Genomic DNA, 11,546 nt, shown 5'->3' with positions numbered 1-11,546 from the left:
CCAGGGGACCGAGCGCAAAATGGCCTCGATCGGGAATTCCTGTCCGTCACGCGTTTTCAGCCGCAGCGCGCGATCGGTGCCGTCGGAAACGCCGTCGTCGGCATAGGGGTCGGCAAACAACGCGCCGAGGCCGCCGGCATCCGCCAGATCGTCAAGCGCCTCGTAACCCGTCAGGCTGAGGAATTCCTCATTCGCATAGTGCAACCGGTCCCCGGAATGGATGAGCAGCGGCACGGGCAGCTTGCCGAGCAGCGACGTGTCCGGAGCCTTGTGTTCATCTCCGGCGGAAAACGCCGACGGCACGAACCCTTCGGCCTTGAGCGGCGGAACCTGCAGGCGAGGGCGCTCGAGGGGTATTTCCGCAGAGTCGCCTGCGGTTTCCTCGCCAACCGTCTGCTCGTCGGGCGACGCGGCTTCCTCGTCGGGCTGCGCCCAATCCTCATTGTCTTCGGCATCGCGAAAATCCGCCGACGTCATGCTGTCGTCATCGAGGCTATCATGTGTCGCGTCAGTGGCTTCAGGCTCTTCGCCGGGCGAAACGGCAGCTGTGTTCTCTGGTTCCGCCGCCACGGGGCCACGTTCGTCATCTTGGCCGGCATAGTCGAGCAACGAGCCCGTCACATTCACCCCCGAGCGGGCGTCACGAGGGGCTTCGTCCGCGTGACCGTCAAGCCGTGCCAGATCCCGCTCGTCTTCGGCATCGACATCGGATGCCTCGACCGGTTCGTTCTCTGGCCCTGACGCAGGGATGCCGTCGGTGCGCATCGGGTCGTCGGACGCATTGACCGGAGCCTCGGTCTCCGCTGCCGATGCCTCCACAGTCTCGGTCTCTGGCGGCCCGACCGGAGCGCTATCCTTCTTCAGCCGCTCGCCGATTTCGCGGAACGCGCTGCGTTCCAGGGTCGACAGGCCCTTGTCGTTGGCAGGCTGGCGATGTTCGGCGAGCCGGATCACCTTATCGGCAAAGCGCCGCTCCTGTTTCGGCACGATGGTCAACGCCGGCACCTCGCCCTTGAACGGATCCGATGCCTGCGTGTCCTCGGTCTTGGGCTCTTCGGCGTTCGGCTGTTCGGGCGCGGGTTGGATGATTTGCGGTTCCGGCGTTGCCGGCGCCTGGCTATTGGGCACCAGCGCCATGCCGATGGCCTCCGGATCGACGACCGCGTCGCTGGCGCGGGCGACGCCGAAGCCGCGGAAACCCTCGAAGGCGCGGCTGCGGCCATAGACAGGCAGCGCCGCCAGGTCGACCGGTATCTTCAGATCGGTGCCGACGACCGGCCACAGCACGGAGCGCCCGGACCAGGTATCGCGCCGTTCGAGGAGCCCTGATATCTCGCCGGAGGGGTCGAGGCCGAATGTAGCGGCGACATCCCTGAAGCGGCGGCCGATCACGTCGGCCGCCGGCTTGCCAACGATGTCGGCGAATTCCGGCGACAGCGCGCTGAACTTGCCTTCGGCATCGGTGCGCCAGACGAAACGCACCGGCGCCGCTGCGCGGTCTATCGCCGAGACGGTCGTCGGCGTGGCCGTGGACTGGACTTCCAGGGCGGCCGGCTCTTGAGGCGCTTCAGGTCCGGACGCGGCAGGTCGCGGCGCCTGTTGCCCTCCGTCTTCGCCGGCGTTGAAGTACCAATGGTCGTGCTGCGCGGGCATGCGCTCTGCTGCCGGCCGATCGCTGTTGGCCGCCGTCGGCGCCTGTCCGATCGCATCGGCGATCTCATGCTGCTGCGATGCGGCGATGTCGCCGGCCGGCTGCGAGGCGCTCGGTTCGTCGGCCGGTGCCTCGCGACCCTGTTCCGGCTGGGAAGCCGCGTCGCCAGCAGGTGCCGTCTCGGCAATGGTTTGCGTAGGATGTTCGCCCGCAGGGGCTGTGTCGTCGAGCTGGTCCTCGTCGATCACCACCAGCAGATGCCGCTCCTCGGTCAATCTTGCCAGCCCTGCCGGGTAGGAGGCCGTGCCGCCGGGGACAAGGCGCTTGACGATGCGGTCGCTCTCGGCTGCGACGTCGGCGACCAGTGCCGCCAGCGTCTCCGGGAGGATGCCCAGTGCCGAAAATCCTTCCGAGGCCGCCTCGACGTTGCCCCCGGCATCGACAAAGGCGATGAAATGACCATCCTCGGTGAGGCCGCTAATGGCGCGCGCGGCGATTTCGCCGGCACTGCGTGACCCGGTCTGAGCCGCCGGCACTGCCAGCATGATCGCCTTTTCGGCGTCCGGCATGGTCACCGCACTGGCCAGGAAGCCGACGGCGCGGCTGGTCATGCCGGTCGCCAGCCGCACCATGATGGCGCGGTCACTGCCAATCTCGGGAAATCCGCTGGTCGCCATGATCTGGCGCCTGGCGATCACGGGCAACTGCGCCGAGGCGCCGATGATCGCCTCGATGTCGGGATAACCGAACATCGCGGCTCCTGGCCCGTTGGCCCAGATCACCTGCTCCAGATCCGCCGACAGGATCGCGATCGCGTCGCCTGCCGCAAAGCGCTGGCGGACCGCGTCGAGCACGGCGACATCGAGGAAGGAATATTCGGACGGCATGCGCTTGGCGGACCTCACGGAGCGGCGATTTTGCAGTTAACGCTTTGTTAATAAAAGCCGGAGGCGCGAAGGTCCACAAGCCAGAACGTGCAAAGGCTTGAATCTGGGCTCTTGGTTAACGGCTCAAAAGAAATTTATGGTGCACTGCAACAAAGATATTGCAACGCACAAAATTTGCCTTTATATTGCCATCATACAGGAACGAGACGGCTTTCTGTCAAAGCCGCTGCCGCTGAAAAGGATGGAAAATGTCCAGGACCAAGACCGCCGAGACGATCGAAAACGTTGAATTCCCGAGCTTCGACGCTTCCAAGGCCACCGACCAGATGCGCGCCTTCGCCGAAAAGGGCGTTGAGCAGTCGAAAGAGGCCTATGCCAAGCTGAAGACCGGCGCCGAGGAGACCCAGAAGGCTCTGGAGTCGACCTACGAGACCGCCAAGACCGTTTCCAACGACCTGTCGCTCAAGACCATCTCCGCTTTGCGTGCCAATGCCGAGGCCGGCTTTTCCCACCTCGAAGCCCTGATCGGCGCCAAGTCGCTGTCGGAAGTCGTCGAGCTGCAGACCGCCTTCCTGCGCAAGCGCGTCGAATCGACCGTCGAGCAGGCCAAGGACTTCCAGGCCGTTGCCTCCAAGGCGGCCGAGGACGTCTCCAAGCCGATCAAGACCGCCTTCGAGAAGGCGATGAAGGAAATCAAGGTTGCCTAACATTTGCGCATGATCTGAAGATGCAACAAAAGGTCGCATTTTCTTAAAAACGATCAGGTGTATGATAGCAGCCATCAAGGAATACCCGGTGAGTGGAACCTCCTCCCTCTGCTCCCCGGGGTGACCAGCCAGCACCTCCTCCCGCTGGCTCGTAACAGGAAAAGGCCGGCACCTCCTCCCGCCGGCCTTTTTCTTTGTCCGTCGCCCGGCCCTTGCCTGCGCCTTCTTGCTGGGCAAATGCCGCGTCGATGTGGGGAAGTGACCTTTGCTTTCCAAAAGCCTTGAATTAGAATCCATAAGCCCGTAAGGACGCATCGCCGAACGACAGAGCGGGCGGATGAGTTTCTGTTTCGATCCGCTCAGGCAACGTGCCGTTGTAGCTCAGATGGTTAGAGCGCCGGATTGTGGATCCGGAGGTCGCTGGTTCGATCCCAGCCAACGGTACCACTGGATTTTCCGCTAAATCATTGAGTCTGTTATAGAATTTGTAACATCTGGGGATCGGTCTTGCGGCTATTTCCTATTTTGTGTTACATATTGTGCAACGGAGAGGCGATCATTTCCATTACTACCGTCGTCTGCCCAGAGAGGTCAGGGACCTCGACGAGCGTCGCGTGTTCGTGCGCCGCGCCCTCGACACCGCAGACCGGATAAAGGCGCGCACCGCCCGAGATCTCCATGAGGCTGCTGACAATGCTTTATGGGCTTCGTTGATGCTGGGTGAAAATCCACAGGCGGCGCGTATCCGATACCAACAAGCCATCAAGCGCGCCGAGTCCTTGGGATTCGTCTATCGACCGCTCGCCGAGATCCTGGTCGCCGAGCCCCTCGATACCATCCTGCAGCGGGTAGAGAGCACGATAGGCGAGCCTGCCAAATCACCATCTGTCGATGCGGTCGGCGGGGCGGTCGCTCGCCCTGACGACAAGATATCGGAAGCGCTGAAGCTATACTTCAACGAGATTGCCCGCGACGAAATCCGCACAAAAAGCCCTGACCAGAAGAAGCGCTGGAAAGCAAAGCGCGAAATGAGGTCGAGGTGTTTATCGGCATGGTCGGCGACAAGCCTATGAGCGAGATAACGCGCGACGACGCGCGAGTGGTACACAAATATTGGCTGGATCGAATTGCGCCTGAGAAAGGGAGAGCAGACCGTTCAGCGTCGACAGGCAACCGAAACATGGGCAATCTTCGGACCCTCTACGCCGACTACTTTCGCCATCTAGGTTTCCCCGAACAGAAGAATCCGTTCGCCGATCTGTCATTCGCCGACAAGTCGAAACGCAGTCGACCGCCGTTCCCGACCGACTGGATTCGCGACAAGATATTTGCGCCTGGCGCGCTTGCGACACTCAATGATGAGGCGAGGGGAATCGTGCTTGCCTTCGCTGAGACAGGAGCCCGGCCGAGCGAACTCGCGAACCTGCATACCGGTGTCATCCATGTTGACCACGAGGTGCCGCACATTTCAGTCGAGCCGCGTGACGATCCCGACGATCCACGAGAGATCAAGACCGCCTCGTCGGTGCGCAAGATACCGCTGGTCGGCGTGGCGCTTGAGGTGTTCAAAAAGCATCCCAACGGCTTCCCGCGGTACAAGGATCGCGAGGCGTCGCTGTCAGCCCTGCTCAACAAGCACTTCAAGAGCACAATTTGTTCCCGACTGACAATCACACTGTCTATTCACTGCGCCATTCATTCGAAGACCGCATGAAGAACGGTAGGCTGGACGAGGAGCTTCGGCGCATGCTGATGGGCCACACGATCGACCGTCCGAAATACGGCGAGGGCGGCGACATGAAGATGTGGCAAGAGGAACTTATGAAGATCGTGTTGCCGTTCGATCCTGGGATCGTATGACACGCTGGCGCACTGCGGCGAGGCGTTCCTCCTTCGCTCGATAATCCTGCAGGGCGCGTTCAAGATAGTCGTACAGCGGGAGCCATATCTCGCCTTGGTCGTCGCGCCCGACGATTATCTCGGCCACGCGATCGAGCGCTCGCTCAATCCGGTGCACGGTGATTGGTTGAAGCGTGGGCGAATATCGCCTCAATGCTTCGCCTTTCTGCAAGACCAGAAATGTACCGTGCCTAATGCGTAGGCGGACTTTCTTGGCGCAGTGAAGGGCCTGCGTTCGGCTCGGGGTGTAGTCGGCGGCTGCGGCGTGCAAATGGGAAAGGCTCTTTGCCCATCGGGGATTGGTACGGGAGAGCGCTACCGCCTTTCCCCGCATTCGGAAGACTTGCGGCATCTTCTACGATGTAGGGCGTGATGGACTGTCTTGCTGCTGCAAAACCGAAAAGGCAACGCCGGCCCGAAGCCGAGCAGGTCAGCCGTCTTTTTCCAGTCTACGCGCCGTATTTTTGGCCGTGAACTCGATCGTTCGTATCGCCCGCAGCCAGGACATTCTGTGCCAGGGCCGCGGCTCGGCCGCCAATTCCGCCGTGTGTTACGTGCTCGGCATCACCTCCATTGATCCCGAACGCAGCAATCTCCTGTTCGAAGGTTGAGCAACGAGCGGCGCGAGATCGTCATGCAATAGGTACCAAGGGTACCATCCGCGATGTGGGAAAGGCGCTCGGATTGCCCGAGACATGACCAGACTTCTGTCCTCGCAGATTTGGGGCCATGTCGAAGCCGTCCACGCGCAGCGAGCCACAGGGCTGAATCTGAATCTCAATGATCGGCGGCTGCGGCTTTCCCGGTGGCTTCGTCCTGAGCCATGATCGGCTCGACGAACCCCCTGGGAGCGAGCGCCCGACATCGTCAGGCTCCTTAAACGACCTCTTGTCGCGGCCAACGAGACGCTTTGTCCTAGCCGATGTCGGCCATCACGATCTGCGACGGTCTACCCCGTTGGTAGTCCCATTTCCGCGCAAGGGAGCAAACAATTTGGATTCGTTTGCACATTTCGGATCAAAATGCAGTTCCGACCGTTAGACGCGCAGCCAGGTTGGAAGCAGCGATGAACGTCAGTGACGAAGCCACGAAATCTTTTTGGATGAAGGACACGGAGTTGCCCTCGGCCCCGCAACTGGAACAGGATGTGCGATGCGATGTGGCGGTGGTGGGGGCGGGCATGGCCGGCGTTTCTATTGCCTACGAACTTGCGCTGGCGGGACAGTCAGTGGTGCTGGTTGACAGGGGGCGGCTGCTCGGTGGGATGACTTGCCGCACGACCGCCCACTTGGCCCCGATCTGCGACGACGGCCTAAGCGAACTCGTCAAAATCCGCGGCGAGGATCTCGCTCGAGGTTTTCAAGAGAGCCAGCAAGCCGCTGTCGACCGGATCGAGGAACACGTCAGCGATCTTGAAATAGACTGCGACTTTCGTCGGCTCGACGGATTTCTTTTTCCCGCAGCCTGGATGGACGAAAATGAAGCCACCAAGCAATGTGATGAAGAGTATGAAGCGGCTGGCAAGGTTGGTGCAATCGCAGACCACGGCCGCGGCGTTCCGTTGAAAGGCCATGAGGCGGCGCCGGTGCTACGCTATCCCGATCAGGCCACGTTTCACCCTCTGAAATATCTTCGTGCCCTGCTTGACGATTTCCGGGAGCGCGGAGGCAAGGCTTTTGCCGAAAGTGCCGTCACCGAGATCGAGGAGGGTGAACAGATCCGCCTTCGCGTCGAAGGGGGCGCAACCATCACCGCCGATAACGCCGTGTTTGCCACAAACTCGCCGGTCAATACGGTGGTGGCCATCCACAGCAAGATGGCGCCCTATCGGACCTATGCGATGGCATTCGAGCTGCCCAAAGCAACTCTTCCGGACGCGCTCTATTGGGATATGGACGATCCCTACTACTACGTTCGTCTCCAACCCGGGGAGGGTGACATCGACTATCTAATTGCGGGCGGTCGTGATCATAAATCTGGCGAAGCCGATGACGGCTCGGCGCGTTTCGATGCATTGGACGCCTGGATCCGCGCCCTTGTCCCGGAACTGGGCGAGGAAGCAGCGCGTTGGTCTGGCCAGGTTCTCGACACGATCGATTATTGCGGATTCATCGGCCGCAATCCTTGCAGCAAGAACGTCTTTATCGCTACCGGGGATTCAGGACAAGGAATCACCCACGGAGCGTTGGCTGGCCTGCTCATCCGGGACCTTGTCGTCGGTGGGTCCAGTGTGTGGGAGGAGGTTTATGCCCCCGATCGCAAGCCTCCCTTGGCATTGGCGAACTACGTTAGCGAGAATCTGACGGCGTTGAAGAATTTCGCGGAGTATCTGTTGCCCGGCGAGATCAAATCAGCCGCCGATCTGGAACCCGGTCAGGGCGGTATTCTCCGCGATGGTTTGAGAAAACTCGCCGTGTGCCGTGACCAAAACGGTGGAATGCACATGCATTCCGCCAGTTGCACGCATCTCGGCTGCATCGTCCATTGGAATTCGACCGAGCAGTGCTGGGACTGCCCCTGCCATGGCTCCCAGTTCGCGCCGGATGGAGCCGTTCTCAACGGTCCCGCCATCCGTCCTTTGTCGCGCCGGACCGGAACCGCCTCAGATTGGTCCAAGAGATCACACGCACAATCCCACAGCGGCGCAGACTGAAACTCCCGGTCCGGTCTTGAACACCAACATTTCAACCGGCGGGGCGCTTTCCCACCTGGACACACTTCATCGTTCAAAATATCTCGCTGAACGCGAGGATCGCGAACGCGACGACGGTGTCGCGCTAGACCAATGCCATCGGTATGTAACGGATGATTACCCTGTCTTGCCGGAAACGGCGCTCCAGTTCGGAGCGGCGGGCGCACCAATCGGACAAGTCGACTTCTTCCGCCATGACCTCGAAGATGACAATTTCGTCGATGGCGGAGTCGGCACCCTTTCGCCACAACCCCTCCGCTGGCGCCTGAAGGTAGGCAGTGACGCCATCGAACCGGGCAGCCAGCTCTTCCTTGACCCGATCGAAATCTTCCCGCTCAAATGGCCGGCCGTCATTGTCCGCGCGAGGAAGCAGGATTTGGAAGAGGTGCATGACGACTTCTCGCTGAAAAGCATCCAACGGCTTTCATGGCGCCCCGTTCCTTCGGAGATAGCTCGGCCGGAGTGACACTGGTGAAGCTGACGCTTGAGCGGGGGGCTGAATGACGCTCTGCCGAAACTCACGCCGATGATTCAACGCGGCGACATCTTGCTGCCATAAACCTGACTGAGGTCCGCTCGAGGGAGAGCCCGATTAGCGACCTTCGTGGCAGCCGCACGGCCGGATGCGAGCGTCACATCTGCCAGCTGCGACTTCGCCTAATGCGCTCTCGACTGCGGGCTTTTCGACGGGCAACTCTAAGCTCGGCAAGTGTTGGCCACCACCAACCCCTCAGGCGTTCGGTCGGGCCAGCGGCCACCCTTGCGGGCCATGTCCTTACAAGTTCAACCAGCGTAGCCGAGCGCCATCTGCCCCAAACGAACTCGCCGTACGAAGCCATTGCGTGAGGATAAAGGGAAGTTGCGTCTGATGGCGCGACCACTTCACCGGAAATGTTAGTGAAGACAACGACCCCGTAGAGCTCGGTTGCGACAGCGCGTCCCAGGCGAGGTTGATCGTGAGTTGGCAACGGATAGCGGTGACGCCGGCGTTCAGCAGCCAGTTGGCGCGAGGCTCTGTAGGTTTGAGTATTTCTGGCGTCCACACGTCGCCGTTTCCTTTCCTCCGGCTCGGCATGGTGAGCAGCTTTTTCGATGCTTGGCCACCGGCGCCGGAGCTCGTCATATGAGCGAAATGGAACTCTCCAGGCCCGCAATTCGTCGTCCCAACTCCACCACGGGACGGCGCGCAACTCTTCAAGCACTGTCCTCGAGTAGGGCGTACGAATGCGCAGGTCGTCCGCAATCTCCAGATATTGGCTCGATATTGGATCAAGGCGAAGGCATCTCGTCCCTTGCTGTCGTCGTGGGGCGTCCGTAGCGCTGCCTCTTGCGCTAGCCAGCGTTCAATCCGCCGGGCTGCCGTCGTGCCGGGTACGAACCAGCTCTTGCGCTCGTCACTCCATCTCGCGCGCGGAAAAGCTTGCTGAAACCGCTCGACCGCCATTCGATCGAAGGAAAAGCGGGCTTCGGCGCCACTTGCCTCCTGCTTCTGCGGCCCGGGACGTGGGTTGTAATTCATCACAATGCATCGTTCGCGTTTTGTCGCAGGGAACGCAGTGACGGCCCTAAAGGTTCATCTGCCTAGCAAGCCTCCGGACCCCTGAACCCACGCGAAATGCCAAAGCTGTAGTGAAACTTTCCCCCCGTACCGCGGTTAAGGAGCTGAGAGGACAACACCGTCTAAATCGAACGAGATAGCGGCTGCGGGCGAGCCTCCCCAAAACGATCGGTCGCGTGCCAGAAGAGGGGAAGGGCGCAGGAGGTAAAACATGGCATCGAGACACATCGGTCGCCAGCCCAGGCGCGAGATTTGCGCCGGTATAGAAAAGGAGCGGCGGTTACTGGCGAGGCTGCCTGCAAGACTGACAACCCCGCCGCCGGCATAATGCAATGACCCGCATCGCGACCTTCAATTTGAATGGCGTGAACGGTCGCCTGCCGGTGCTCATCAGATGGCTAGGTCAGACCAACTATGACATCGTATGCCTTCAGGAGTTGAAGACCTCGGATGAGAAATTTCCCGCCGAAGCCATCAGGAACGCCGGTTACGGTGCCGTCTGGCATGGGCAGAAGTCTTATAACGGTGTAGCTGTACTCGTCCGAGGGAAAGAGCCGCTGGAGCGTCGGCGTGGCCTCCCGGGTGATCCTGACGATACTCACAGCCGGTATATCGAGGTGGAGGTGGATGGGATCGTGATCGGCTGTCTGTACCTGCCCAACGGCAATCCAGCGCCTGGCCCGAAATTCGACTACAAGCTCCGATGGTTCGATCGTCTGATCAGTTACAGCCAGGTACTGCTCAGGGAAGGATCCCCGTGCGTTCTGTGCGGCGACTATAATGTCGTGCCAACGCCGATCGATGCCGCGGTGCCAGGACGTTGGCTAGGCGACGCGGTCTACTTTCCGGAGAGCCGGCAAGCTTACGCCGAAATGCTTGGTTATGGCTGGATCGATGGTGTCCGCCGTATCCATCCGGAGAAGGGCATCTATACGTATTGGAACTTTTCGTATCGTGGCGGTTTCGACAGGAGTTCCGGCCTGCGCATGGACCATCTCCTCGTCACCCCGTCACTTTCGTCCAGGTTACGTGATGCCGGGGTGGACGCTGATTTGCGCGGCTGGGAAAAACCGAGTGATCATGCGCCAGCCTGGATAGAGCTCAACCTACCCGGCCGTCATTGAAGGGTGCCGTTGTTCGCCATGATGCCGAGCTTTCGCTAGTTGCAAAGCTGGTCTCTGCACTGACCTGAGGAACATGCATCTGCAGTCGAAGTTCGGGATGTGCTTGGTGAGGACGACTCCCTCCTTGAAACGACCAAGCTCGGGTGCGAGGGCCCGCCTCTGGTTCCGAGACCCGGTGGCGGGCCTATGCAATGCCAGCAAGCGTTAAGTTTTTTCTGCAGGCCTGGAACCTGTTTCTGAAATCGAAGTTGGGTTTGCAGCTTGGCTCCCCGGGCCAGGTCTCAAAGCAAGGCCCGCCGCTGTTTGTGTCCTCAGTGGCGGGCCTACTTCGTTTCCGCTCAACGCTACATTGCGCTTGACTAAAGCAACGATCATCCACGCAATCTCACATGGCATCGGTCCATGGCCAGGTCGGCACGATCATTTTTTGGGTGACGGTGACCACGCCGACCCGTTGGTCACAAGGAGTGACCAAACGACGAGACCTATAGCTACGGGCACAACGGCAATCCAGCAACAAAGCACGATGTGTCTAGGCTGCTCGTAGCCTCCGCGATTTGTCACGTCGGGCGTCATGATTTTTCCTCCTGATCGCCGCAGCGTCGCAGTGCGACGAGCCGGTGAAATTGCCCAAGACATGACGCCGACGTGCAGATGTCGGCACAACGCCAGCCACACGGTTCTGTTCCGCAACGTGGGCGCTCATTGCCAGCAGCCCAAGAATTATTCCTCCCGGTAGTCCAGCAGCTTCGCATGGCGAAGCTTCTCCTCGCCCTTCAGGAACCGCACGCGACCGACCAGACCAGGCTTGAGCCATTCGGCCTTTTCTCTCTTTAGACCGATGGGCACTGGTCCGCCGACCTTCCCTTGCACGCGATCCCATAGTCGCTGACGCTTGTCGGCTTTAAAGGCAACGAAAGCGCCGCCAGCATAGCGACCCTTGTCGGCCATGAGCACCATCGCGGGCTTTCCAGCCTCGCGCTGCACGCCAATGATGTCCATTTCCTTTTCGGCATAGCACTTGATCT

8 protein-coding genes, 1 tRNA gene and 2 pseudogenes are annotated in these 11,546 nt (G+C 60.5%); 9 read left to right on the top strand and 2 right to left on the bottom strand.

The features are described 5' to 3' along the window. On the bottom strand, nucleotides 1–2,538 hold a 2,538-nt coding region (locus EOB59_RS31295; RefSeq protein WP_128290032.1), incomplete at its 3' end, for a PAS domain-containing protein. Nucleotides 2,539–2,786: 248 nt separating this feature from the next. Between EOB59_RS31295 and EOB59_RS31290 the strand changes: the two genes are divergently transcribed. The 9 genes and pseudogenes from EOB59_RS31290 to xth all read left to right on the top strand — a co-directional run bounded on the left by EOB59_RS31290 (nucleotide 2,787) and on the right by xth (nucleotide 10,518). Next, nucleotides 2,787–3,245, top strand: a complete 459-nt coding sequence (locus tag EOB59_RS31290) for a phasin (RefSeq protein WP_127327947.1) — start codon at nucleotides 2,787–2,789, stop codon at nucleotides 3,243–3,245. Nucleotides 3,246–3,615: 370 nt separating this feature from the next. Beyond that, nucleotides 3,616–3,692 (top strand) — tRNA-His (locus EOB59_RS31285). A 167-nt stretch (nucleotides 3,693–3,859) separates the two neighbouring features. After that, on the top strand, nucleotides 3,860–4,318 hold the full coding sequence (locus tag EOB59_RS36920; RefSeq protein ID WP_245481801.1) for a hypothetical protein: 459 nt from the start codon (nucleotides 3,860–3,862) through the stop codon (nucleotides 4,316–4,318). Further along, entirely contained in the window at nucleotides 4,297–4,959 is a 663-nt protein-coding gene (locus tag EOB59_RS36915) for a hypothetical protein (RefSeq protein ID WP_245486835.1), read from the top strand. Before EOB59_RS36920 ends, EOB59_RS36915 begins: the two co-directional genes overlap by 22 nt. Beyond that, entirely contained in the window at nucleotides 4,956–5,105 is a 150-nt protein-coding gene (locus EOB59_RS36910) for a hypothetical protein (RefSeq protein WP_245486834.1), read from the top strand. Before EOB59_RS36915 ends, EOB59_RS36910 begins: the two co-directional genes overlap by 4 nt. Nucleotides 5,106–5,605: 500 nt before the next feature. Continuing rightward, nucleotides 5,606–5,869: pseudogene (locus tag EOB59_RS37365) on the top strand (Error-prone DNA polymerase 2); the annotation flags it as partial. A 341-nt stretch (nucleotides 5,870–6,210) separates the two neighbouring features. Continuing rightward, the gene (locus EOB59_RS31270) at nucleotides 6,211–7,797 is read left to right on the top strand and encodes an FAD-dependent oxidoreductase (protein ID WP_127395383.1); all 1,587 of its coding nucleotides are present in this window, start codon (nucleotides 6,211–6,213) and stop codon (nucleotides 7,795–7,797) included. Nucleotides 7,798–7,813: 16 nt separating this feature from the next. Further along, entirely contained in the window at nucleotides 7,814–8,302 is a 489-nt protein-coding gene (locus EOB59_RS35420; RefSeq protein ID WP_164895805.1) for a hypothetical protein, read from the top strand. A 1,424-nt stretch (nucleotides 8,303–9,726) separates the two neighbouring features. Continuing rightward, nucleotides 9,727–10,518: an exodeoxyribonuclease III gene (xth, locus tag EOB59_RS31255; protein ID WP_127395384.1), complete on the top strand. Its 792-nt coding sequence runs from the start codon at nucleotides 9,727–9,729 to the stop codon at nucleotides 10,516–10,518. Between the two features lie 723 nt (nucleotides 10,519–11,241). Here xth and EOB59_RS31245 read toward each other — a convergent pair. Next, a pseudogene (locus EOB59_RS31245) lies at nucleotides 11,242–11,546 on the bottom strand (ATP-dependent DNA ligase); the annotation flags it as partial.

This window comes from Mesorhizobium sp. M7A.F.Ca.MR.176.00.0.0 (assembly GCF_004023165.1).
In the GTDB taxonomy this organism is placed as follows: Bacteria; Pseudomonadota; Alphaproteobacteria; order Rhizobiales; family Rhizobiaceae; genus Mesorhizobium.
The sequence above is the reverse complement of the archived record's forward strand: the minus strand, read 5'-3'. Positions and strand labels throughout refer to the sequence as shown.